Annotated in this window: 15 protein-coding genes; 4 read left to right on the top strand and 11 right to left on the bottom strand. The window is 73.4% G+C overall.

Annotated elements, in window-relative coordinates; genetic code table 11:
* Positions 1-262: 262 nt before the first annotated feature.
* Together QK440_RS27165 and QK440_RS27160 are read left to right on the top strand one after the other, a co-directional pair.
* Positions 263-3,901, top strand: coding sequence for a S1C family serine protease (locus tag QK440_RS27165; RefSeq protein WP_282795857.1), 3,639 nt, complete (start codon positions 263-265; stop codon positions 3,899-3,901).
* A 143-nt stretch (positions 3,902-4,044) separates the two neighbouring features.
* Positions 4,045-5,004: a bifunctional riboflavin kinase/FAD synthetase gene (locus QK440_RS27160; RefSeq protein WP_282795856.1), complete on the top strand. Its 960-nt coding sequence runs from the start codon at positions 4,045-4,047 to the stop codon at positions 5,002-5,004.
* Between the two features lie 25 nt (positions 5,005-5,029).
* Here the strand turns inward: QK440_RS27160 and QK440_RS27155 are convergent, their stop codons facing one another.
* The 8 genes from QK440_RS27155 to eccE form a co-directional block, all read right to left on the bottom strand.
* Positions 5,030-6,070: an ABC transporter ATP-binding protein gene (locus QK440_RS27155; protein ID WP_282795855.1), complete on the bottom strand. Its 1,041-nt coding sequence runs from the start codon at positions 6,068-6,070 to the stop codon at positions 5,030-5,032.
* Positions 6,071-6,125: 55 nt separating this feature from the next.
* Positions 6,126-7,112, bottom strand: coding sequence for an ABC transporter ATP-binding protein (locus QK440_RS27150; protein WP_282795862.1), 987 nt, complete (start codon positions 7,110-7,112; stop codon positions 6,126-6,128).
* 62 nt (positions 7,113-7,174) lie between these two features.
* Positions 7,175-8,110 carry an ABC transporter permease gene (locus QK440_RS27145; protein WP_282795854.1) on the bottom strand — a complete coding sequence of 312 codons (936 nt, stop codon included), beginning with the start codon at positions 8,108-8,110 and terminating at the stop codon, positions 7,175-7,177.
* Positions 8,107-9,201 (bottom strand): ABC transporter permease, encoded by a 1,095-nt coding sequence (locus QK440_RS27140; RefSeq protein ID WP_282795853.1) that lies wholly within the window; start codon positions 9,199-9,201, stop codon positions 8,107-8,109. Before QK440_RS27140 ends, QK440_RS27145 begins: the two co-directional genes overlap by 4 nt.
* Before the next feature lie 287 nt (positions 9,202-9,488).
* A complete protein-coding gene (locus QK440_RS27135) occupies positions 9,489-11,300 on the bottom strand; it encodes an ABC transporter substrate-binding protein (RefSeq protein ID WP_282795861.1) in 1,812 nt (603 codons plus the stop codon).
* A 626-nt stretch (positions 11,301-11,926) separates the two neighbouring features.
* A complete protein-coding gene (locus tag QK440_RS27130) occupies positions 11,927-15,418 on the bottom strand; it encodes an SCO5717 family growth-regulating ATPase (protein ID WP_282795852.1) in 3,492 nt (1,163 codons plus the stop codon).
* A 390-nt stretch (positions 15,419-15,808) separates the two neighbouring features.
* On the bottom strand, positions 15,809-16,597 hold the full coding sequence (locus tag QK440_RS27125; protein WP_282795851.1) for a hypothetical protein: 789 nt from the start codon (positions 16,595-16,597) through the stop codon (positions 15,809-15,811).
* Positions 16,594-17,934, bottom strand: coding sequence for a type VII secretion protein EccE (eccE, locus tag QK440_RS27120; RefSeq protein ID WP_282795850.1), 1,341 nt, complete (start codon positions 17,932-17,934; stop codon positions 16,594-16,596). Before eccE ends, QK440_RS27125 begins: the two co-directional genes overlap by 4 nt.
* 169 nt (positions 17,935-18,103) lie before the next feature.
* Here eccE and eccB point away from each other — a divergent pair, with 169 nt between their 5' ends.
* Together eccB and mycP are read left to right on the top strand one after the other, a co-directional pair.
* Entirely contained in the window at positions 18,104-19,630 is a 1,527-nt protein-coding gene (eccB, locus tag QK440_RS27115) for a type VII secretion protein EccB (protein ID WP_282795849.1), read from the top strand.
* A gap of 196 nt (positions 19,631-19,826) precedes the next feature.
* Positions 19,827-21,014, top strand: a complete 1,188-nt coding sequence (gene mycP, locus QK440_RS27110) for a type VII secretion-associated serine protease mycosin (RefSeq protein ID WP_282795860.1) — start codon at positions 19,827-19,829, stop codon at positions 21,012-21,014.
* A 4-nt stretch (positions 21,015-21,018) separates the two neighbouring features.
* Here the strand turns inward: mycP and QK440_RS27105 are convergent, their stop codons facing one another.
* The 3 genes from QK440_RS27105 to QK440_RS27095 all read right to left on the bottom strand — a co-directional run bounded on the left by QK440_RS27105 (position 21,019) and on the right by QK440_RS27095 (position 24,390).
* Positions 21,019-21,540 carry a hypothetical protein gene (locus QK440_RS27105; RefSeq protein WP_282795848.1) on the bottom strand — a complete coding sequence of 174 codons (522 nt, stop codon included), beginning with the start codon at positions 21,538-21,540 and terminating at the stop codon, positions 21,019-21,021.
* Between the two features lie 88 nt (positions 21,541-21,628).
* Positions 21,629-23,878: a DUF6571 family protein gene (locus tag QK440_RS27100; protein ID WP_282795847.1), complete on the bottom strand. Its 2,250-nt coding sequence runs from the start codon at positions 23,876-23,878 to the stop codon at positions 21,629-21,631.
* Positions 23,878-24,390, bottom strand: a complete 513-nt coding sequence (locus tag QK440_RS27095; RefSeq protein ID WP_282795846.1) for a hypothetical protein — start codon at positions 24,388-24,390, stop codon at positions 23,878-23,880. The genes QK440_RS27100 and QK440_RS27095 overlap by 1 nt, the downstream gene beginning before the upstream one ends.
* Positions 24,391-24,958 lie beyond the last annotated feature (568 nt).

Below are 24,958 nucleotides of genomic sequence, written 5' to 3'. Positions count from 1 at the left end.
CCCCGCCCGGGGGGGCGGGGGCCGCGGGCCGGCGCCCCGGCGCGGGGGGTCGGGCGGCGTCGTGGAGCGGCGCACAGCCGGCCGCCGCTCCACACCCTCCCCACGGAAGGTGTGTCCACCCCCCGCCCGGATCTTCACCCCCATGGGCAGGCGCTCGGAGTGAATCCGGGGAGCGCGAGGGGCGCTTTCGGTTGCCGTCCTGTCCCGCTGATCACTGTCGACTTACGGTCAAAGCGACGGGGCCGGCTGGGGAGGTTCGAGCATGGCGGGACGGGGCCCGCGCGCCCGGGGCGAGGACCGGGAGCGCGGCGCGGGGACGACGGGCGCGGCCCGCTGGCAGGAGCCGCGGTGGTCCGTGGTGCGGATCTGCGACCTGGCCGGGCGCCCGCGCGGCGCCGGGTTCGCGGCCGACGAGCTCGGCACGGTCATCACCAGCCACGAGGCGGTCGACGGGCTCGCCCGGATCGTGCTGCACGCCGAGGGCGAGCGCACCTGCGTCGTGCCCGCCGACGCCGTGACGGCCCTGCCGGAGGCCGACCTCGCGCTGGTGCGCACCGAGGGCCTCGGCCTGAAGCCGCTGCCCGTCACCGTGCGCGACACCGTGCCGGTGGGCGCGTACGTCCGGGTCGCCGCCGGGGGCTGGCGGCAGGCCCGGGTCCTGGACTCCGCCTCGGTGACGTACACGGCGACCGACCGCTTCCACGTCCTGGACGCCGCCCTTGAGCTGGCCATCGGCACCGACGGCGCCGACGCGCTGCGGCTCGGCGGCGGCGCCGCGGGCGGGCCCGTCCTCGACGTCTCCTCCGGCGCGGTGCTCGCCGTCGTCGCCACCGCCCTGCACGCCCCGCACCGCGCCGCCGGCTTCGCGGTGCCGCTGCGGGACGTGGCCGCCGCCGACCCGGGCGGCCCGCTCGCCACGCTCCTCGCCCGCAACGCGGCGACCGTGCCCGCGTACGGCGAGGACCTGAACCTGGCGGGCGCGCTGCAGCTGACCGCCACCTCCCTGGGCTCCGACGGCCCGCAGGCACCCGACCCGCAACCGGTCGAACGGGCCGCTGTGCAACGGGAGTTCACCGCCTTCACCGGTGGGCCCGCGCACGTCCTCGGCCTCGTCGGCGACCCCGGCACCGGACGCACCACGGAGCTCGCCGCGCTCGCCGCCCGCCGCGCCCGCGGGCCCGAGCCCGCGCCCACGCTGTGGCTGCGCGGCGCCGACCTGCGCGACACCGACACCTCCGTGGCCGACGCGGTGGCGCGCGCCCTGGAGCGGGCCGGGCGCATCCTCGGCGCGTCGTGCGCCGCGGGCACGGCGGGGGAGGGGCTCGGCGACATCTCGGCCGGGCGCGTCGCCCGCCTCGTCCGGGACGCCGGGCGGCCGCTGCTCCTGCTGCTCGACGGGCCCGAGGAGATGCCGCCCGTGCTCGCCCACCGGCTCGCCGGGTGGAGCTCGGGCACGGCCGGATGGCTGCGGGAGACCGGCACGCGGCTGGTCGTCGCCTGCCGCGCCGAGTACTGGCAGGAGGCCGGGGCGCACTTCCCCGCCGCGCTGCTGCACGCCGGGCGGCAGGACGGCGCCGGCGTCGCGCACGTCCTGGGGGAGGCGCTGCCCGGCTGCGTACGGCTCGGCGAGCTGACCGAGGCGGAGGCGGGCCTGGCCCGCGCGCGGTACGGCCTCCCGGACGACGCCCTCGACCCCGCCGACGCCCGCCACCCGCTCGCGCTGCGGCTGCTGTCCGAGGTGCGTGCCGCGCTGCCCGCCGCGCCCGCAGGACGGCCCGGCCGCGAGGAGGTCCTCGCCGCGTACCTGGACCTGACGTGCCTGCGTGTCGCCGCCCGGCTCGCGGCGGCGAACGGCCTGCGCGGCACCGCCGTACGGCGCCTCGCGGCGCGGGTGGCCGGGCAGGTCCACGAGGCGGCGCGGCGGTGCCTGGGGCCCGGGCAGGGGGAGCTGGACCGGGCCGTGTTCGAGGAGGTGTTCCCCTGGGGCGCCCTGCCCGGCCGGGACGGCTGCGCGGGCTGGGCCCCGGCGGTCCTCGCGGAGGGCCTGCTGGTGCCCGCGGGCCCCGGCTACCGCTTCGCCCACGAGGAGGTCGCCGACTGGCTCCAGGGCATCCACCTGGACGTGGACGGCGCGCTGACGTCTCTGGTGCACCGGTACGCCGACGGCGCCGACGCCGGCCCGCCCCTCGGCCGCGCCCTGCCGGTGCCCCGCCACCGCGTCGGCCCCGTCCTCAAGGCGCTGCTGCTCCTGGAGCGGCAGCGCGGGACGGCGGAGCTCGCGGCGCGCCTGGGACGCCTGGCGGAAGCCATGGAGGTGCTCGACGCGCCCGGACCGGACCGCGGCCGGACGTCCCGCTCGGGGTCCCGCACCGCGTCCCGCGCGGCGTTCCCCACGGCGTCCCGCACGGCGGAGGAGGTCTCCATCCAGGGGGCCGGGCCGGCAGACGGGGACCAGGAGCGCACGCCCGCCGGGGAGGACCCCAGGGCGGACGCCCGGTGGTGGGCCCGGCGCCTCGTGGGCGAGGTCCTGACGCGGGTCCCGGACGCGCGCCCCTACCTGGACGTGCTCCACCGGCTCGCCGCGCGGTGCCCGTTCCCGCCGGAGTTCTGGATGGCCCTCCCGCTGCCCGAGGAGGACCGCTACGACCTGCTGCGGGCCGTGGTGCCCCACGACGGCCCGCCCGGCACCGAGGGCCGCGTCCTGGACGCCGTGGCCGAGCGCCTCGCCGCCGAGCCCGCCGCCGTCCAGCCCCACCTGACCCGCTGGTTCACCGACGAGAGCCCGCTGCGGGCGACCCCGGACGCCACCGTCGCCTCCGCCGCGCAGGCCCTGCTGCACACCCACCGCCACCGCGCCATCGACGACCTCACCGAGGCCCTGGCCGACTGCGCGCACACCCGGGCCGACGAACTGCTCGGTGCGCTCGCCGAGGACGAGCCGTCCGCGATGTGCCGCGCCGTCGACCGCTGGGCGCACGACGAGAGGGCCGCCCGCCGGGTCGCCGCCGTGGTCTGGGGCCTGCGCACCGCCCGCCACGCCACCGGCGACGCCGACCGCGCCCTGCTGCGGTACGCCGCGCACGCCCTGCTCGCCCGCCCCGGCGACACCTCCCTGCACGGCGCGGCGCTCGCCCTGCTCGTGCGCGACCCGCGCACCCGTGACCGGCACCTGCCGACCGCCCTCAAGGCGTTCGCCGAGGGCGACCCCTGGCTGCCGGCGAGCGCCCTCGCCGCGGCCCTGACCACCCACCCCGAGCCCGTGCTCGGCGCGTTCCGCGCGCGGCTGTGCGGGCCGGACCCGGCGGCCGGGGACCTGCTGCGCGACCTGGCCCACGTCACCTCGCCCGTGCTGGCCCGCCGCATCGCCGGTCTCGTCCGCGAGCACGTCGAGCAGTGCCCGGAGGCCGCCACCGCCACCGCCGCGTACGTGGAACTGCTCCTTGAGCACGGCCCGGACGTACGAGCCGTGCTGTTCCCGCTGGTCACCGCGTTGCTGCAGAGCGGGCCCACGGAGGTGCGGCGGGCGCTCGCGCCGGTGTTCGCGGCGCCCGGCGGGGAGGTGTCACGGCCGCTGCGCGCCGAGCTGCTGGACCGGCTGCTGGCCCGGGAGCAGGACCCGGACGTCGTCGAGGCGGTGCTGCGCGCGGTCGCCGGGCGCGGCGGCGACCCCGAGCGGGACCGGCATCTCGTCCAGCGCGCCGGACTGCTGCTCGGCCGCACCCCCGAGGGCGCGACCCGCTACGACCACGTCCTGGTGGACCTCGCGCGGGGCGCGCCGGAGTTCGCCGGGCGGCTCGCCCGCTGGATCGCCGACGCCCCGCAGGACTGGGCCGCGCTCGTCGGCCCCAGCGCGCGCCGCACGGTGGAGGGGCTCGCGGGAGGGGTGCCCGTGTCGGTGTGAGCGCCCCGCGGGCGGGCGTGAGTTCCACCACCCCGGCCGATGCGGGCGACAACCTGTCGGCATGGCACTCTTAGACCTGCGCAATCGGCAAAGGAACGTACACACGTACGGGACGCGGACGGGTTCGGCGAGGAGCGAGAACAGTGCAGCGCTGGCGTGGCTTGGAGGACATCCCCCAGGACTGGGGGCGCAGCGTCGTCACCATCGGTTCCTACGACGGTGTGCACCGCGGTCACCAGCTCATCATCGGCCGTGCCGTCGAGCGCGCCCGGGACCTGGGCATCCCCTCCGTCGTCGTCACCTTCGACCCGCACCCCAGCGAGGTCGTGCGCCCCGGCAGCCACCCGCCGCTGCTCGCCCCGCACCACCGGCGCGCCGAGCTGATGGCCGAGCTCGGCGTGGACGCCGTGCTGATCCTGCCCTTCACCAGCGAGTTCTCGAAGCTGGCGCCCGCGGACTTCGTGGTGAAGGTCCTCGTCGACAAGCTGCACGCCAAGGTCGTCGTCGAGGGCCCCAACTTCCGCTTCGGCCACCGCGCCGCGGGCAACGTCCAGGTCCTCGCCGAGCTCGGGGAGACGTACGACTACGACGTCGAGGTCGTCGACCTGTACGTGAGCGGCGAGGCGGGCGGCGGCGCGCCGTTCTCCTCGACGCTGACCCGCAGGCTCGTCGCCGAGGGCGACGTCGCGGGCGCCCGCGAGATCCTCGGCCGCCCGCACCGGGTGGAGGGCGTGGTCGTCCGCGGCGCCCAGCGCGGCCGCGAACTCGGCTTCCCCACGGCCAACGTGGAGACGCTGCCGCACACCGCGATCCCCGCCGACGGCGTGTACGCGGGCTGGCTGCACGCCCAGGGCGAGGCCATGCCCGCGGCGATCTCCGTCGGCACGAACCCGCAGTTCGACGGCACCGAGCGCACGGTCGAGGCCTACGCCATCGACCGCGTGGGCCTCGACCTGTACGGGCTGCACGTGGCCGTGGACTTCCAGGCGTTCGTGCGGGGCCAGGCGAAGTTCGAGTCCGTCGAGGCGCTGCTCGTCGCCATCGGCGACGACGTGCAGAAGGCGCGGGCCCTGATCGCGGACTGCGAGCGCGCGTCGCGCTGAGGTTCCCCGCCCCGCGGGCCCGTCCTCAGACGCCGGACGGGTCGACGGGGTTGCTCGCCGCGGCCCAGTGGCAGGCCACCTGGGGGCCGCCCCCGCCCGACAGGACCGGCAGGTCCTTCGTACGGCAGTCGTGTGCGACCCCGGCCCGCTCCGCCTCGCCGCTCGCCAGGACCTGGCAGCGGACGTGGAAGCGGCAGCCCGCCGGGACGCGGGACGGGTCCGGCGGCTCGCCCGTGAGCACCACCGGCTCGCCCGGTGCCTCCGGCAGCACCGACAGCAGCGCCTTGGTGTACGGGTGCTGAGGGGCTGTCAGGACCTGCTCGACGGCGCCCGTCTCGACGATGCGGCCCAGGTACATGACGGCCACCCGGTCGGCGATGTTCCAGGCGAGCCCCAGGTCGTGGGTGACGACGAGCGCGGACAGGCCGAGCTCGTCCCGCAGCCGCAGCAGCAGCGCCAGGATCTCGCCGCGCACGGACGCGTCGAGGGAGGCCACCGGCTCGTCGGCCACGATGAGCTCGGGCTCCAGGACCAGCGCGCCCGCGATGACGACGCGCTGGCGCTGGCCGCCGGACAGCTCGTGCGGGTAGCGCAGGAAGAACCGCTCCGGCGGGCGCAGGCCCGCCCGTGACAGGGCCTCGGCGACGGCCGCCTGCTCGTTCCCGCCGTACCGGTGGATGCGCAGGCCCTCCGCGACCGCGTCGTACACCGTGTGCCGGGGGTTGAGCGAGCCGCTCGGGTCCTGGAGCACGAGCTGGACGCGTTTGCGGTACGCCTTCAGGGCGCGGCCCCGGTAGTCGAGGGGCCTGCCGCCGAACGTGACCCGGCCGGAGGTGGGCGGCACCAGGCCGAGCAGCGAGCGCGCCAGCGTCGTCTTGCCGCAGCCGGACTCGCCGACGAGCGCCACGATCTCGCCCGGCCGGACGTCGAGGTCCACGCCGTCCACGGCCCGCGCCGGAGCCGCGCCGTGCCGCCCGGGGAACGTGATGTGCAGGCGCTCGGCCGTGAGCAGCGGTGCCGGAGCGGCTGACGGGGCGGGCGGCTCAAGGGTGGCTCCGGTGGTCATGCGCGTCTCCTCGCGGCCGGGGGCACGGGCGGGCTGAACAGGGTGCGCGGCCCCGTCACGGCGCTTTCCCCGCCGCCGGGGCCTGCTGCGGCGGGACCGGGCTGCCCACGTGCACACAGGCCGCCAGGTGGGCCGGGGCCGCCGCGCGCAGCGCCTGGTCCTCGGTGCCGCAGACGTCGAGGGCCACCGGGCAGCGGGGGTGGAACGTACAGCCCGAGGGGAGCGCCGAGGGGTCCGGCGGGTCGCCGGGCAGCCCGCGCGGCGCGAACCGCGAGGCGGGGTCGCCGATGCGCGGGAACGCCGCCGACAGGGCCTTGCCGTACGGGTGCTGCGCCCGCTCGTACACGTCCCGGGCCGGGCCCTCCTCGACGACCCGGCCCGCGTACATCACCGCGAGCCGGTCGCAGGTGTCCGCGAGCACCGCCAGGTCGTGGCTGATCATGATGAGGCCGAGGTCCTGCTCGGTGACGAGTTGCTCGATCAGGCGCAGGATCTGCGCCTGGATCATCACGTCGAGCGCGGTCGTCGGCTCGTCGGCGATGATCAGGCGCGGGTCGCAGGCGAGCGCCATGGCGATCATCACGCGCTGGCGCTGGCCGCCGGACAGCTCGTGCGGGTACGCGTCCGCGCGGGCGCCCGGCAGGCCCACGTGTTCGAGCAGCTCGCGGGCCTTCTTCCTGGCGCCCGCCGAGGTCGCCTTCCGGTGCAGCAGGATCGGTTCGGCGATCTGGTCGCCGATCTTGTGCACGGCGTTCAGCGAGTGCATGGCGCCCTGGAAGACCACGGACGCGCCCGCCCAGCGGACGGCGCGCACCCGGCCCCACTTCATCGTGAGCACGTCCTCGCCGTCGAGCAGGATCTCCCCGGTCACCCGCGTCCTGGCGGGCAGCAGCCGCAGCAGGGCGAGGGCGAGGGTGGACTTGCCGCAGCCGGACTCGCCGGCGACGCCCAGCTTCTGCCCGGCGTCCACGGTCAGGTCGACGCCGCGCACGGCGGCGGCCCCGGACGCGTACGTCACTTCGAGGTTCCTGACGTCCAGCAGCGGCTGCGCGGCGCCCCGCCCGGACGCGGGCGCCGTGGCCGTGGTGACGTCGTGTTCGGTGGTCAACGGGTCACTCCCAGCCTGGGGTTGAGCACGGACTCCACGGCCCGCCCGCACAGCGTGAACGCGAGCGCGACCACGGCGATGGCGATGCCGGGCGGCGCCAGGTACCACCAGTCGCCCGCGCTCACCGCGCCCGCCTCGCGGGCGTCCTGGAGCAGGCCGCCCCAGGAGACGACCGTGGGGTCGCCGAGCCCGAGGAAGGCGAGGGTCGCCTCGGTGAGGATGGCGCTGGAGATGACCAGTGTGGTCTGCGCGAGCACCAGCGGCATCACGTTGGGCAGTACGTGGCGGGTCATGATGTGGCCGTGGCCGCCGCCGAGCGCCCGGGCCCGCTCGATGTACGGGCGCGACTCCACGGCGAGGGTCTGCGCCCGCACGAGGCGGGCCGTCGTCGGCCACGTCGTCACGCCGATGGCCAGGACGATCGTCCACAGGGAGCGGTCCATCACGGACGCCAGCGCGATCGCGAGGACCAGCGTCGGCATGACCAGGAACCAGTCCGTGACCCGCATGACCACCGTCGCGTACCAGCCGCGGAAGTGGCCCGCGGTGATGCCGACGACCGTGCCGATGGCGACGGACAGGAACGCCGCGAGCAGCCCCACCGTCAGCGAGATCCGCGCGCCCCACACGAGCAGCGCCAGCAGGTCGCGCCCGAACTGGTCGGTGCCCAGCGGGAACTCGGCGGTCGGCGCCCGCATGGCCTCGCCGGGCGCGTCGGTCACGCTCTGCGCGTCGGCGCCGACCAGCAGCGGCGCGAACAGCGCCGCCAGCGCGATCACGACCAGCGTGCCGAGCCCGAAGAGTCCGGCCTTGTGCGTCCGGTACGCCCGCCAGAAGCGGACCGCGGAGTGCCGCCGGCGCGCCCGGGCGAGGGCGCGCGGGCTCTTGGCCGCGGCCGGTGTCGCGGCCGTGGCCGCGGTGTCGGTCGTCATCGGCCCACCCTCGGGTCGAACAGCGGATAGATCACGTCGGCCACGGTGTTCATGAGGATCACCGCGGCGGCGAACACGAAGAAGAGACCCTGCACGAGCGGCAGGTCGGGCACGCTCAGGGCCTGGTAGAACAGCCCGCCGAGCCCCGGCCAGGAGAAGACGGTCTCGACGAGGATCGCGCCCGCCACGACCGTGCCCAGGTTCACGAACATCAGCGTGACCGTGGGCAGCAGCGCGTTCGGCACGGCGTGCCGGCGGCGCACCAGGTCGTCGCGGAGCCCCTTGGCCCGCGCGGTCGTCAGGTAGTCGCCGCCCATCTCGTCCAGGAGCGAGGACCGCATGACCAGCAGCGTCTGCGCGTAGCCCACGGCGACCAGGGTCAGCACCGGCAGGATCATGTGGTGCGCCACGTCGAGGACGTACGCGAACCCGGTCTCGTCGCCGCTCTCCATGCCGCCCGTCGGGAAGAGCCCCGGCAGCGGCCCGGCGCCCACCGAGAAGGTGATGATGAGCAGCAGCCCCAGCCAGAACGACGGCACGGAGTACAGGGTCAGGGCGAGCCCGGTGTGGAACCGGTCCCCGAGGCGGCCGTTGCGCCACGCCGTGCGCGTGCCCAGCCAGATGCCGATGACCGTGTAGAGGACGTACGCCGTCCCGGTGAGCCACAGCGTCGGCCCGAGCGCCTCGGTGATCTTGTCCATGACCGGCGCGTGGAACTGGTACGAGGTGCCGAAGTCGCCGGTGAGGACGTTGCCCACGTAGTCCGTGAACTGCTTCCACACCGGGTCGTCGAGCCCGAACTCCTGCCGCATCGCGGCCAGTTGCTCGGCCGAGACGCGGCGTCCGCCGGTCATCTGCTTCACCGGGTCGCCGGGGATGAGGCGGAACAGGAAGAAGCTCGTCACCAGCACCGCGAACATCGAGACGAGGGCGCCGCCGAGCTTGCCCCCGGCGTACCTCAGATAGGCGGTCGTGTCACGCCCCCGGGGGCCGCGGCCCCGCGGGCCGGCCGGTGCGGCGGGCCCGCCGGGCCCCGCGGCCTCGGCCTCGGCGGCGAGGACGGCCGCCGGATTGTTGTCTGCCGCGGCCATGGGCTACTCGCGGCCTGGTGAGTCGTCGTTCGTCATGCGCGCTCCTTCGCTCACTCGCCCGCCCACTCGGCTGTTCGGGTCGGGGCCCGGCTGTCCGGGGCCGGCTGTCCGGGGCACGGGGCCCGGTGGCTCCCGGGGCCCCGCCGCTCCGCTCCTGGCCGCCGCGGTCTCGGCTGTTCCGGCTCTTGCTCGTGCGGTCGTGGCTCGTGCGGTCGTGGCTCGTGCGGTCGTGGTTCCCGCGGCCTCGGCCGCCCGGGCCTCGGCCGTCGTACCGGTTTCGACCGCGGCTATTCGCGGTCGTCCGCGGTGGCGCGGCGGCGCAGGACGATCAGGCCCCCGGCACCCGCGAGCACGGCCGCGGCGACGGCGATACCGATGATGACACCGGTGGAGCCGCCCCCATCGGAATTACCCTTCCCACTCGCCGGGGTCGCCGACCACCAACTCCAATAGCCGTCCTGGCCGTAAATGTTTCCCGCCGCCGACGGCATGGTGGTGAGGGACTTGATCTGGTCGGTGCGGTAGGCCTCCACGGCGTTCGGATACGCGATCACGTTCATGTAGCCCGAGTCGTACAGCCAGGACTGCATCTGCTTGACGATCGCGGCGCGTTTGACCGGGTCGTACTCGGCGAGCTGCTTCTCGTACAGCTCGTCGTACTTCTTGTCGCAGATGAAGTTGTCGGTGGCGGCGCTCTCCTTCGCCTTCTCGGGAAGGGCGGCGCAGGTGTGGATGCCGAGCACGAAGTCCGGGTCCGGATTCACCGACCAGCCGTCGAACGCGAGGTCGTACTCCCCGGCGTACCAGGGCACCGACACGTCGTCGAGGCAGTTCACCTTCAGCCCGATGCCGAGGTCGCCCCACCACTCCTTCAGGTATTTCCCGACGGCCTTGTCGTTCGGGTCGGTGGCGTGGCAGAGAATGCGGAAGTCGAGCGGTCTGCCGTCCTTGCCGACGCGCTTGCCGTCACCGTTCTTCTTGTACCCGGCGTCGTCGAGGAGCTTCGCCGCCCGCTTCGGGTCGTACGCCAGTTCCTGCTCCGCGGACGGCTTCCAGGCGTAGTCGGAGAAGCGCGGCGGGATGTAACCGGCGCCCTCGACGGCGTTGCCCTGGAAGACCTTGTCGACGATCGTCTCGCGGTCGACGGAGAGGAACAGCGCCTGGCGGACCCGCTTGTCCAGCAGCGCCGGGTGGCCGTCGCCGAACTTCTCGCCGTCCCGGGTGCGCGCCCCCGGGTTCGTGGCGATGGCGAAGAACCGCCGCCCCGGGCCGTTGTTCACCTTGACGTCGGGCTCACCCTTCAGCCCGTTGGCCTGCGCGGGCGTGAGCGCGGGCTGCCCGGCGACGAAGGAGACCTCGCCCTTCTTGAGGGCGGCGACAGCGGCGTCCTGGTCCTTGTACGTCTTGAAGACCAGCTCGTCGAACTTCGGCGCCCCGCGCCAGAACTTCTTGTTGGCCTTCAGCTTCACGTACTGGTCGACCTTGAAGTCGGTGAGGACGAAGGGCCCGTTGCCGACGACCGGGAAGTCCTTGTCGTTGTTGTGCTTCGAGATGTCGTCGACCTTCTCCCAGACGTGCCGGGGCACGATGGGGACGTCCAGCGCGGCCATGGTGGACTGCGGCTTCTTCAGCTCGATCACGAGCTTCGTGGGCGACGGCGCCGTCACCTTCCTGAAATTCGCGACGAAGTTCGAGTTCGAGGTGGCGGTGCCCTCTTTGGACATGATTTTGTTGAAGGTCCAGGCGGCGTCCTCGGCGGTCGCCTTCTTCCCGTCCGACCACGTGGAATCCGACCGGATGGTGTACGTCCAGGTCAGCTTGTCCGCCGAGGGCTCCCATTTCGTGGCGAAGCCCGGGATCGCGCGGGCGTCCTTGACGTCGTAATTCGTCAGGTACTCGTACGTCAGCCGGTGGATGCTGGTGCTGAGCAGCCGCTGCGCCAGGAACGGGCTCAGCGAGTCGACGCTCTGCGCGACGGCGACCGTGAGGGTCTTCTTCCCGTCGGCCTTGGCCTCGGCCTGCCGGGGGGCCGGGTTGAGCGGTGTCGCGAGCCCGGCGGTGAGGCCGAGCGCGGCGAGGGCGCCGCCCGCGAGGAGCAGCGGCGAGCGGCCGCGCCGCGACCCGCGCGGGCCGGCGCCGGGGCGGGTGCCGCCGCTGCGGCTGCTGCGGCTGCTGTGACCGGGGCCGGCGGCCCTGGTGGTCCTGGTTCTGCCGTGCTGGTCCTGTGTGTCCATGGCTCGGTGACCTCGCGTCATCGCTCGCGCGGAGAGGGCTCTTGCGACTGAGTGCGGCTGCTTGCGGCTGAGTACGGCTGAGTACGGCTCTGAGTGCGGCTGCGTACGGCTCGGGATGCGGCAGGGTGCGGCTGGATGCGGCTGGGGGGCGTGGGGCTCGGCGTGCGGCTGGCGGTGGGGCTCGGCGTGCGACTGGTGTGCGACGTGGGTGCGACTGGTCGATCAAGTACGTGCCCGCTGGATGCTGTGTGTCTACCAGCGCCAGTCTGCACGCGTCAACGGCAGGTGAACCCCATGTGGCCTGCGGAAATAACGAGTTGACCGGGATTTCATCCGCATTGGTCAAGACCTCTGACGCACCCCAGGCCAGAGGATGACGGCCCGGTCAGGGGCCACGCCTTCCGCTCGCGCCGCGGTCGGCGGCCCCGCACGCGGACGGGCCCGCACCGGTGGAGGTGCGGGCCCGTGTGCTCCGTACGGGGGAGCGGGGGCTATGCCTGCTGCGGGGCGTCGGGCGCCTGCGGCGGGGTGGCGCCCTGCTGCGGCGGGACGGCCCCTTGCTGCGGCGGGACGGCTCCGTGCTCGGGCGGGGTGGGGTGGGCCGGCTGATAGGGCGCCGCACCTTGCGGGGGTGCGGCGGCTTGCGGCGGCACGGATGCCTGGGACGGCGCGGCACCCTGCGGCGGCACGGCTGCCTGGGGCGGTACGGCCGTCCGGGGCGGGGCGGGGGTCTGCCACCCCTGCGGGGATCCGGGCTGCTGCGGGGGCGCGTACGGCGCCTGCGCGCCCCCCTGGCCGGGGGCCGGCTCGCCCGGCGCGGGGGCGGGCGGCCCGGCGTACGGCTGCTGCGCCCCCGGGACGGCGTACCCCTGGCCCGGCAGCGGCGGCGCCACCCTCGGCGGCGGGTTCCCGTCCGAGGTCCACAGCCCCTGCGCCTGCTGCGCCCGGGTGAAGTCCTCGGCCACCATCGCGGCCAGCGTGAAGTACGCCTCCCGCACCTTCGGCCGCATCATGTCGAGGTTGACCTCGGCCCCGGCCGACAGGTGCTCGTCGAAGGGGACGACGACGACCCCCCGGCACCGGGTCTCGAAGTGCGCCACGATGTCCTCAACCTTGATCATCTTCCCGGTCTCGCGGACCCCGGAGATGACCGTGATGGACCGCTGCACCAGGTCCGCGTACCCGTGCGCGGCCAGCCAGTCCAGGGTCGTCGAGGCGCTGGAGGCCCCGTCCACGGAGGGTGTGGAGATGATGATGAGCTGGTCGGCGAGGTCGAGCACCCCGCGCATCGCGCTGTAGAGCAGCCCGGTGCCGGAGTCCGTCAGGATGATCGGGTACTGCTTGCCGAGGACGTCGATCGCGCGCCGGTAGTCCTCGTCGTTGAAGGTCGTGGACACGGCCGGGTCGACGTCGTTGGCGATGATCTCCAGGCCGGACGGCGCCTGCGAGGTGAAGCGCCGGATGTCCATGTACGAGTTGAGGTACGGGATCGCCTGGACCAGGTCGCGGATGGTCGCGCCGGTCTCGCGCCGGACGCGGCGGCCGAGCGTACCGGCGTCCGGGTTGGCGTCGATCGCGAGGATCTTGTCCTGCCGCTCGCTGGCGAGGGTGGAGCCGAGCGCGGTCGTCGTGGTGGTCTTGCCGACGCCGCCCTTGAGGCTGATGACGGCGATGCGGTAGCAGGACAGGACCGGGGTGCGGATGAGCTCCAGCTTCCGCTGCCGCTCGGCCTCCTCCTTCTTGCCGCCGAACTTGAACCGGGACCCGCCGACGGGCCGGCTGCTCTTTGTCTTCTGCTTCTTGTTGTTCAGCAGCCGGTCGGAGGACAGCTCCACGGCCGCCGTGTACCCGAGCGGGGCCCCCGGGTTGGTGCGCTCACGCTGGTCGTGCCGCACGGGCTGCGGCCAGGCGGTCCCGGCCCGCGGGTCGACGGGGGCGTGCGAGGCCTGCGGCGGCTGTGCCGTGGGGGTGGCCTGGGGGTACGGCTGGGGCTGGGCGGGCGGCAGCGGCTGCGCGGGGGGCAGTGGTTGCTGGGGCTGGGGCTGCTGGGCCTGGGCCGCCGGGGACTGGTGTGCCTGCTGGGGCAGGGGCGCCTGGGGCTGTACGGGGGGCGCGGCCTGCGCGGCTTGCTGCGCGGGCTGCTGCGGGGCGGGCGCCGGGGGAGTGGCCTGGGGGAATCCGTAACCGGCCTGCGCGGCACCCGCGTTGGGCACGCCCGGCGCGGGGAAGCCGTAGCCGGGCCCCGGCACGGGCGCGTCGGGCGTGGGGAAGCCGTACCCGCCCTGGGGCGCGCTCGCCACGCCGGGGGCCGGGGTGTCGGGCGTGGCCGGTGGGGTGGTCGGGGCGGGGCCGGTGGACGGGGCCCAGCCCTGCGGGGCGGGCGCGGGGGCCTGTGGCTCGACGGGGGCCTGGGGCTGGACGGGTGCCTGGGGCTGGACGGGCGCCTGGGGCTCGATGGGCGCCTGCGGCTGGACCGGTGCCTGGGGCTCGGCGGATGCCTGCGGCGCGGCGAGCTGCGGTTCGGCGGGCGGCTGCGCGGGCGGCGTGGCGGCCGGACCGGGGGTGGGCCACTGCGGCGCGGCCGTCGGCGCGGCGGGCTGGAACGCGGGCGGCAGCGGCGGAAGCCCACCCTGCGGCGCGGGCGGCGGCGTCCACGCGGGCGGGGCGGCGCTCTGCGCGGCGTCGTCCGGAGCCGGGAGATCGTGGGCGGGGGTTCCCTGTACGGAGTCGGTCCGTACGGGGTCGTTCTGCACGGGGCCGGTCTGCGCGGGCTCGCCCTGCGCGGGGCCGGTCTGCGCGGGGTCGCCCTGAGCAGGGCTGGTCTGCGCGGGGTCGGTTTGCGGAGCCGCCCCCTGCGCGGCGTCTGCCAGTACGGACTCACCCCGTACGGATGCGTCGGCAGTCGTGGGCCCGGCCTGCGGGGCCTCCGCGTCGGCAGCGGCCGGAGCGTCGGTACCGGGAGCGGGCGCGGCGGGGTCGGCCGCAGCTTCGGCCACCGGACCACCGGCATCCGCCGCGGAACCTCCCTCGCCCGCCGGACCGGCGTCCGTACTCCCGGCCTCGACGGCAGGAGCGTCGGCCTTCACAGCACCGTCGGCCCCATCGGCCCCATCGGCCCCATCAGCCCCATCGGTCCCTTCGGCCTCCGTGCTTCCGGCACCGGACGTCTCACCGCGCTCCGGCTCGACCGCGGCCGGGACCCCGGCTTCTGCCTCAGCCGCGGACGCGGCCTCGCTCTCGCTCCGGGGCTTGTCCCCGGTCTCCGTCCCGGCCCCGGCTCCGGCCTCCGCCCGAGCCTCCGCTCCAGCAGCCACAGCGGCCTCGGCCGTGCCTTCATCCCCTGCCGTACGCGCGTCCGCGTCGAGCCCGGCCATCTCCCGCTTCAGTGCGGCAGCGGAGAACCGCATGGTGGCGCCGCTCTCCACATCACCCGAGCGCCCGGCCCCGTCCTCACCGCTGCCGCCCGCGACCTCCTGCGCAGGGGCGGAAGGAGCGGCGGAGACCGGGGGAGCAGAGGGGGCGGTAGGGATCAACGGCTGCCCGGTGGGAGGCGGCGGCACCGCCCAGTCCGGCTGGAAGCCGCTGCCCACGGGGAGCTTGGGCACGACACTGAGGGGAGCGTCAGCGCCTTCGGCACCCGCTGCCGGTGTCTGTCCCGCACCACCGTCACCGGGCCCGGCACCCTCCGACGAGCCAGACGCATCGGACGGAACAGGCGGCGCGGACGGAGCAGACGGAAAAGATGGAACAGACGGAACGGGCTTGCCGGACTCGGCGGTGGTGTCGAGCGGCGTCGGCGTGGACACCGGGGGCGGCGTCGACGACGTCTCGCCGGTGCTCCCGGAGGCGTTCTGCGTGTACCAGGCGGGCGGGGCGTAGTCGATGGTGAACTCGCCCGTGGTCTCGGCAGCGGACTCCGCGTCGGACTGATCGTCGACGGGTGTGTCCCAGCCGCCGCGGATCTCGTCCCGATCGCTGTTCACAATGCCTCCTGGTGTGCTCGAGCACGCTCGTGCCGTGGTGGGGGGCGACCGTTCCTGTCGTCCGATCCGCCTGGCTCTCCCCGTGTGCGGGACGCGCACGCCCCACTCGTGGTTCTGACGTCGCGCCCCGTCCCAGCCTAATCACCAAAAGCATGAGCACGGCAGGCCAGTCCGCCCCGCGACCGGCACGCTCCTAACCACCCCTCATTCAAGGGTGGTCAACGATTCCCCCGACGCGGAACAAACCGGTCACTGACCCGCAAACGAGCTGGACCACCGCACCCACCACACCCACCGCCTACACCACGCCCACCGCCCCCACACAGCCCATCTCACCCACCACACTCTCCAAGCCCACTTCGCCCACCGCGCCCATCAAATCCAGCTCACTCAATCCATACGCCGCGCCGGACCCAGCAACCCGTTCTCGGCGTCGGTCGCCCGCGTCGCCACGTACTGCCGGTCGCGCTCGCCGCACCACAGCGTCACCCCGTCGGCCAGTGTCGGCAGGGACTCGACCTCGTGCGGCGACAGTCCCAGCACCCGGCCCACCTGCGTGGCCTCGTCGGGGGAGATCCGCTGCACGCCGACGAGCCGCGCCTGCCGGATGAGGCGGGGCGCTACAGGGCTCACGTACGGAAGGAGGGTGAGCACCGCCTGCCACGGCCCGGACACCACCCGCCCCCGGGGCGGCCGCATCCCGCAGTCCCGCACCACGAGCACCGGGCTCCCCGCCGAGGCCCCCTGGGGAGGCACCCGCCCCACGTCGTGCACCGCCATCCCGCTCGGCCCCACCCCGAGGGCCTGCACCAACTGGGCCCAGAACTGCGGCCGTCCGGTCTCCACCGCCACCCGCGCCCCCGTGGCGGCGGCCCGGAGGGCGATCACCTGCGCCGTCCAGAGCCCGCCGATGAGAAGGACGTCGTGCGCGGTGGGCCGGTTGACGCCGAGGACGGCGGGCCGCTCCTGCGCGTCGACGCCGATGACGACGCCGTCGTCGCCGATGGGCAGGGCGAGTTCGTCGATCTCCTCGGCGCCGAGCGTGTGCCGTGCGTGGCGTGGCCCGAGCAGCCCGAACCCGCCGCGCGCCCGGCCACCGGGGGCCGGTCGCCCCGGAGGGGGCGGCGCCGCGGGCGGGGTGGCGGCGGCAGGAGAGGCAGGCGGGGGCACCGTGGTCATGAGCGCGCACCTCCGAGCGGCAGGGTGGCGAGCATGCCGGGAAGCTGCTCGCGGTCGAGCCGGAGGAGGCCGACTCCGGCCTGCCGGGCCCCCTGTTCCAACGCGGTACGCGCGGCGACGAGTTCCGTGTCGCCCCGGCCGGTCACCCGGACGTGGCCGCACAGCGACACCTCCCGCCCCTGGCCCGGCCGCAGCGTCAGGCTGAACGTGGTGGCGAGCGTGGGCACCGCGGTGAGCAGGGCGACGACCCGGGCGAGCGCCGGTGCGCCGGTGTCCGTCAACCGGGGCCAGCGCCGCACCCAGTAGGTGGTGTGCCGCCGGTTGTCGCAGCGCCACGCGCGGGCGGTCTCCTCCGTACGCCGCTCCGGGGGTTCGGCACGTCCGGACTGAGCGGTCACCAGCGGGTTGGCGCACGCCGACGTGGCCAGGGCGGCCGCCACCTCCTCCTCCGAAAGCACCGTGGCCCGGAACCCCTCGCCGCGCAGCCGGCTCGCCAACTGGTCGGCCACGCGCACCGCGCACTTCTGGGCGCCCGCAAGGCCGCCCCCGCGCGCCGCCACGGCCTCCGGGCACAGCTCGGGGTCGAGCTTCAGGGCGATCCACGTGATGCGCACGGACGGCGCACCCGACCGCGCCTGCAGCGGCGCGTAGTTGCTGACGGCCACGGACTGCTGCGGCAGGTGCAGCGCGGGCGCGGGCTGCGTGTGCAGCACCACCTGCGCGGACTCCAGGCGGATGCCGTCCACCTCCAGTGCGGCCCGGACCAGACCCAGGGGCAGGAACTGTCTGCCGCGCTCGAACCGCACCGCGGCCCCGTCCGCCTCGACCTGGAGGACGACGGTCAGGAACGTGCCGTCGCCCACCATCCCGACCTCGCGCCGGTCACGGCCGCGGTGGGTGTACGTCCGCAGCGCCGGATCGCACTCCAGGGCCGGAGCGAAGGCCGGGTCCGTCCCCGGCGGGGCCGTGCGCGTGGCCGCGTACCGCAGGCGTGCGCGCAACCCCCGCCGCGCGCCCCACAGTTCGGGCAGCGAACGGCCGCGGCGGCGGCCGGCGGCGAGCAGCACGAGCCCCGCCGCGACGACGGCGGCGGGGACCAGGAGTGACAGGCCCACCACCCAGCCGACCAGCAGGAGAGCGGCGGCGACCTCCAGCAGGACGATCCGTTGCAGACGGAACGGCCCCACCTGGGCCGCACCGCCCCGCAGGCGGGGGGACACGCCCGCCCCGGCGCCCCCGCCGGGCCGCCGCGCGTCCGGCTCGCCGGCGCCGGCGGAACTCCCCGACGCGGGTCCAGGCCGCCTCCGTACCCGTGCACGTACCGCGGAAGCCATCATCCCCACCCCGTGTATCTCCCGAATTGCCCTGTCCGGGGCGGCCCTTGAGGCCCCCGGACCTAACCCACCCCACACGTGTGACTACACAACAGGCATAGTAGGGGCTCGGTCTGACAACGGAGCGGCGGGGACAGCGGCCCCCGCGTCGACAAGGGGGACACGGACGCCCATGGCATCGCGGCGCGACGAACTCAACGCCTACACCTTCGCGAAGCGCCGTACGCTCGCGGCCTTCCTCCAGTCCGCGCCCGTGGGCTCGGAGGAAGGAGCGCCGCGCCCGCTGCGCGCGGTGCTGCCCGGAGTCGTCGTCGGCGTGGTCGTCCTCGCGGTCTTCGGTGCCTGGGGCATGCTCAGACCGGCGGCCAAGCCCGGCTGGGACGAGCCGAAGGAGCACGTGATCATCGCGAGCAAGTCCACCACCCGGTACGTCGTGCTCAAGACCGACGGCAAGCGCCAACTGCACCCGGTCCTCAACATGGCCTCGGCGAAGCTCCTGCTCGACGCCGGCAAGGGCGACGTCATCAAGGTCGACGAGTCCGTCCTCGACAACGGGAAGATCCCGCACGGCGCCACCATCGGCATCCCCTACGCCCCCGACCGCCTCCCCTCCGCGGACGAGGCCGCCTCCGCCAAGCGGTGGGCGGTGTGCGAGCGGCCCGTCCAGGGCGGCCGGTCCATCCAGAAGGCCGCCTTCGTCCTCGCGGAGCGCGAGCAGGAACGGACGGACGGCCGCGAACGGCTGCGCGGGGGCGAGCTGCTGTACGTCGTCGGCCCCGACAGGACCCGCTACGTCGTCGACGCGCACGGCCGCGCGTACCGCGTGTCCGCCACGGACGACCACCTGCTGCGCACCCTGGTCAGGTCCGGCAGCGAGCCGCAGCGGGTCTCCCGGGAGTGGCTGTCGACGCTGCACCGCGGCGACCGCGTCCGCTTCCCGAAGGTGGACGGCGTCCCCGGCAGCGACGCCCGGGTGAAGAGCCTGAAGGACTCCGCCGTGAACAAGGTGGGCATGGTCCTGCGCGCACGCGACGGGGACCGGATGCGGCACTACGTGGTCCTGCCCGGCCGCGTCGCGCCGGTGTCCGACTTCACCGCGCACCTGCTGCTCGCCAGCAGGGACCTGGTCGGCCTGGGGCAGAACGGCATCGCCCGCAACGTCAGCTCCGGCGCCTTCAGCCCCGACCCCGAGCGGTTCGGGGCGGAGTACAGGTGGCCGAGCGAGACCCCGAAGCCGGCCAACGAGGCCTCCGCCGGGCGCGGCGCCCGCAACACCGTCTGCAACGTCCTGCGCCACGTCGACCCCGACAACGGCAGGACCACACTGAGCACCTGGGCGGGCGAGGACTTCCCCGCGCCGCTGCCCACCGGCTCCTCCAGCGCGTACGTCACGCCCGGATCGGGGCGACTCTACCGCCAGTTCACCGGTACGGACACCACGTCCGGCGGCCTGTTCCTGGTGACCGACACCGGCCTGCGGTACGCGATGCAGTCCAACAGCGACAGCGCGACGGACGACGCGGGGATCGGCATCTCCGCCAAGCAGCGGAAACAGCAGCAACAAGAGGCCCAGCAGGCCCAAACCCGCCTCGGGTACGGGGACGCGGAGGTCGGGCGCGTGCCCGCGGACTGGTCCATGTTCCTGCCCACCGGCCCCCGGCTGTCGACGGCGGCGGCACGCCAGCCGCAAGGCTCGTAAGGAGGCCACGATGCCCTACAGGTCTTCTGACCGGCCTTCTGACAGGTCTCCTGGCAGGTCTTCTGACCGGCACAGGTCTTTCCCGCGGCCCCGGAGGACGGCGGTCGCCGCGGTGACGACAACGGCCACGGGAACGGCAACGCGAACGGGAACGGCAACGGCGACGGTCACGGCCGCGGCCCTGGCTGTGACGGTGGTGACGGCGGTGACGGTGGTGACGGCCGCACCCGCCGCCGCGGAGCCCTCGGCCACGGACCAGTGCACCTTCCCGTCCAAGAAGTACGCCGGCCGCCCCTGGGCGCTCCAGCGCGTCCTCCTCGACGAGCTCTGGCGCCAGTCCACGGGAGCGGGGGTGCGCGTGGCGGTGATCGACACCGGGGTGGACGTCAAGAACCCGCAGCTCAAGCGGGCCGTCGACGTGTCGCGCGGCCGCAACTTCCTGCCCCGGGACCTCAAGGACGACAACGGCAACAAGATCGACCGGGGCGAGCCGGACGGGACCACGGACACCGTCGGCCACGGCACGCGCGTGGCGGGCATCATCGCGGCGCGTCCGGCCGAGGGCACGGGGTTCGTGGGCCTCGCCCCCGACGCGACGATCATCCCCATCCAGCAGAACGACGCGGAGGGCCACGGAACGACCGACACCCTCGCGCAGTCCATCGACTACGCGGTGGCCAAGGGGGCGCAGGTCATCAACATCTCCCAGGACACGGCGAACGCGGTGAGACCGGCCCCCCGACTCCAGCAGGCGGTGAACAGGGCCCTGGCGCGCAACGTCGTGATCGTCGCCTCCGCGGGCAACGGCGGCCTGGGCGGCAACGTCAAACCCACCTACCCCGCCTCCTACGAGGGTGTCCTCGCGGTCGCCGCCTCCGACCGCAACAACGAACGCGCCCCCTTCTCCCAGTCCGGCGACTTCGTGGACGTCGCCGCGCCCGGCGTCGACATGATCTCCACGGTGCCCGGGGGCGGGCACTGCGCCGACAACGGCACCAGCTTCGCCGCCCCGTACGTCGCCGGCCTCGCGGCCCTCATCAAGGCCAAGCACCCCCGCTGGACGCCGCGCCAGGTCACCGCCCAGATCCAGCAGACAGCGGAACGCTCCATCGCGGGCCACGACCGCCTGGTCGGCTGGGGCGTGGTCGACCCGGTCCGCGCCCTCACGGAAGACAACCACCCGATCGAACGACCCACCCCCCGAGAAGGCCTCACCCGAGCGAAGGCCCCCACCGCGGCGGAACTCCAGACAGGCGAATCCCCCACGGAACGCACGGCCCGCATCGCGGCGTATGTGGCGGTGGGGACGGGGGTTGTGGTGGCGGGGTTGGGTGGGGTGGGGGTGGCAGTGAGGGACGCGCGACGGCGCCGCTCAGGGGCTTGAGCCGCTACCGCGTCCGCCCTTTGGGCGTGCACCACCGCGCCGTCCCTTCAACGGTGTTGGTGTACTCCGTGATCAGCTTCTTCATCGCGGGTACGTCGTCATGCCCTTTCGTGAACACCTGGATGACGGTGTACAGATCCTGCTGTGGGTGCTTCGGGTCGGTGCAGGCCTTTGGCTTTCCCACGGCTCCGGTGCCGGAGTAGAGATACTTGTCGCCGCCTTTGGCCTCTTCGGGCTCTACTTGCGCGTGGACAGAACCGACGCCGACCAGGCCGCCCCCGCCTCCCCACCAGATCCGGCTTGCGAAAAGGGCGTATGTGCCGTCCACGATGACCTGACAACGCTCGGTGCCTCCATCGGGATTCACCCGACGCGTGGAGATCTTGTCCCCTGCGGGAAGGAAGGGCTTCAGCAGGGCCGGCTTCACGTCAACATCACACAAGGCATGCGGGAGTGGATAGTCCCGTTCCTTTTCCTTGTCGCTCGAGCAGCTTGTCAGCATGGCTCCTGCGGTGATGGCCGCCACCCAGAAGGGGAGGCATCTGCGATGCCGAAATGGCCAGGCGTCAACATATCTCAAGGGTCAGATTCCTTCTCTCATCGAATGGGCCGCACTAGAGATCGGTCTCAAGATCTGGGGCCATCCCCTGAACGCTGGACTCGGAACCTCTGTAACCTTCTTGTGCGGCAGCGCGCGCCCATTCACCGGCGTCCGGGAGATCAGTTCTCTGATGTTCCTTGATTGCGATCCGTGCCGCCTCCTTCGCGTACTTGGTGTTGTCGTCCATGCCGCTTTCCCATTTCTCGCCCATGATGAGCCCGGCGTTGCTCTTGGCCTTCCCCTCGGCGTCACTGAAGAGCGACTCCAGGACGCCCCCGCTCACCGTCTGTGCAACCCCACCGATCACCGCCCCGCCAACCGGGCTGACGACGTACGAGGTCGCCACGCCGATGCCCGTCCCGATCCCTCCTGAAATCCCGTTCTTCCACTGGGCCACGGACTTCTCGTAAGCCTGGTCCTTCTCCGCCGCTTCCCCGGCGACGGCCTCCGCGCGTCCCTGCGCCAGAGTTCCGGCGACCTCACCCGACCGCTCAGCCACTTGTTCCACGACGAACTGGGGATTCTCGGTGTAACGCAATTCCTTCGGCAGTTCGGGATCGAGGTGGTAAGCCATCAAGCTACCCATATAGGCTTTCTGGCCCACTTCCACGGCGGCGTACCCCTCGTTGTTCTGGCCGATCGTGAAGAGGAACCGAGTCACGTCCCTGTGGCTGAACTCGGCATCTGTGCCTACGACGGGGAACAGGCGGCGCGTGTCCGCCTCTGGATCGTCCGTCATCGCCCGGTTGATGTCCGGCAGATATTCGGAAGCCATCCGCCCCATACTGTCCGACATATAGCTGTGATCTGTGAGGCGGGTGGTGTCCTCAGAGATCGAGGCGACCACGTTTTCCATGAGCCTGGCCTGGTCCGCGTTATGGGGCGGCGTATCAGCCGTGGGCAGCTCACCCGCGGGATGCCCGGTCGTGGCGGCCTCCAGGGCCAGGGCCAAGTTGTTGCGGCCCGTGATGCTGGTTTCGCCGTCGTCCGTCCGTTCGACCGGCCAGTCGCGCTCCTCGAAGAGGTAGTGGAAGTTCGACAGCGACCGGTCGTCCCCGTCGCGCTTCGAGGTGAACGAGTCGTTGAAGAAGCTCGTCGCCGCGTCCGGGCTGTTGGACAGGCCCTTCAGATAACCGGCCAGCGGATCCCAGCCCGGGTCGCTGCCCGTGCGGTTGAGGTAGGGGGAGTTGGGCGTATGCCGCCACGCCCCGTGCGTGCCGCCGCTGGTCATCTTCTTCTCGGTGTCCATGAGCGACGACCCGTACTGCCGAAGAAAGTCGTCGTCAAAGTCCCCCCACCGCATCAGATTGCTCATCACCTGGAAACCGAGCGGACCACTGGGCGTCCGCACCGGCTGTCCCCCCTGGTCGACGATCTGCCGCTTCCAGTCGGCCATACCCGCGGAATCGCTCTGGCTGGCCGTGGCCAACGTAAGACTCAAGTGCTTCTGCAGGTCGTCGAACCGTTCGCGCCGCGCATCCCCCAGGTCCGGATTGGCCCCCGGTTCGTTGATCCCGAACCAGAACTCCAAGGTCCCCTTCGCACCGAGCCGCGAGGCGAAGCGGTCCGCGAACAGCGGGTCCTTCGCGTACTCCTTCAGCCCGGAGGTGAGCCTGTCGAACTCCCCGGCCGTCAGGTCCCCCGGATCCTTCCCGGCCAGCTTCGACAGCTCGTCCGCCTTCTCCACCGCCGCGACCGCGCTGTCCCGGTCCTTGTACGTGACCGCGGAGAACCCGTACCTGCTCTGGTCGGCGATCGCCTTGAGCACCTTGCTCGCGGTGCTGTCGCTCTCCGTCGCCTCGTCGAGGATGCGCTGCACCTCGTCCCGCAGGGCGGTCACGTCGCGTTCACCGTGCCCCGGAACGGAGTTCCCCTTCCCGGCGCGGTCCGGATGGACGTTCATACTGACGGTGAAGCCGCCGCCACCCGTGGCAGTGACGGTCAGGTTCTTCTTCAGGCCCCGCTCGACGGCCTCCTCAAGGCGACGGTGGTGCCGCTTCAGCTCGTCGCGCGTGTCGCTGAGGATCCGGTGGATGGACTTCGCCTGCGCATGCGCGTCCTTGAACTCGCCGGCCGTCTTGCCGATGAACTCCCGCGAGACGGTGGCGTTGACACCGGCCCAGTTCGCCCTGTTCGCCGCGCCCCGCAAACCGACCCCCGCGTCGCGCTCCAGGCGCTCCAGATGGTCCACCAGCAACGACCAGTCGGACACGGCGTCGTCGAGCAGCTTGAAGTTGGCCCAGCGCAGGGCGTCGTAATCCATCAGGAGTCCTTCCGCTCACTCGGCTGCGGGCCGTACACCGGATTCCGCTTGCCGGGCTCGCCCACCCGGTCGTTGAAGCCGGCGTCGAGGACGTCGATGCTGCTCATCTTCCGCTGGATGAAGTGCTCGTCGTCCTGGTGCAGCTTCTTGGTCACGCGCATGTGGTTCGAGATGTGCGCGCAGGCGTCCATGAGGGACCGGAGCTGTTCCTCCCAGCGGTTCGCCACGTGCTGAAGGCCGCCACCGAGAGCGAAGCCCTGGCTCGTGAGATCGCCCGCGGCGCGGTCGCTGCTGGGAATCGCGACGCGCGCCTTGTTCCAGAGCCGGTCGTACAACTGGAACGCCCGCTCACCGACCTTCGAAAGATCGTCGTTGTGCACCTTCAACTCACCGTACGAACCCGGAGCCGCCCCCGGGGCACCCGCGTCGCCATCGGCCTGGTTCAGCCGCATGTGCGTCGAACTACCCGCGGCCGCTTTTGCCTTGAGCCGTTCCCACTCGTCCCACGCCATAGACGCACCTTCCCCCGTCCCCGCAGCACCTTGCCGCCGATGGTCGTCCCGCAACGCACTTCCGGCTCACTTCCGGCTCGCTCCCGGCTCAACGACACAACTCTTTCGGAGGTGTGCGGGGCCATGCGCTGTTCGACGCCACCGAGGCCGAGTCCGTGTGCCTGGTTGACTGGTTACGTACGCTGCGCGGGCGGTGGATCGCGGTACGACGCCCCCGGCGGCACAGCACCGCGCTCGCGCCCCCCTCGCACGGGGCAAGGGACTCACGCTCCCCGCGGGGAATGAGCCAGCCCGCTCGCATCCGGCCAATGAGGGCCGGACCGGCCGCGCTGCCGCGAGCCTCGTTGCTGCTGCGCGTGGAGAAACTGAGTATGGCTACTCAGACGCCTGAGTAGCGGACACGCTGCCCGCGCCCCGGCGGTTACGGCAGTGTGCATCGCACGCAGGAGTGACTCGGTCGGCGTCGACGTTGCCTCCGGGGCTTCCACGGCAGTGCAGTCGCAGATGGCGGGAAGGCGCGGAGCGGGCTGTTGCCCGAGCTTCGGCCAGGCCGGACGTCCGATGGCGC

It is taken from the genome of Streptomyces sp. CC224B (assembly GCF_030010595.1).
Lineage (GTDB): Bacteria > Actinomycetota > Actinomycetes > Streptomycetales > Streptomycetaceae > Streptomyces > Streptomyces longispororuber.
Note: the sequence above shows the minus strand (reverse complement) of the source record. Positions and strands in the feature narration are given on the sequence as shown.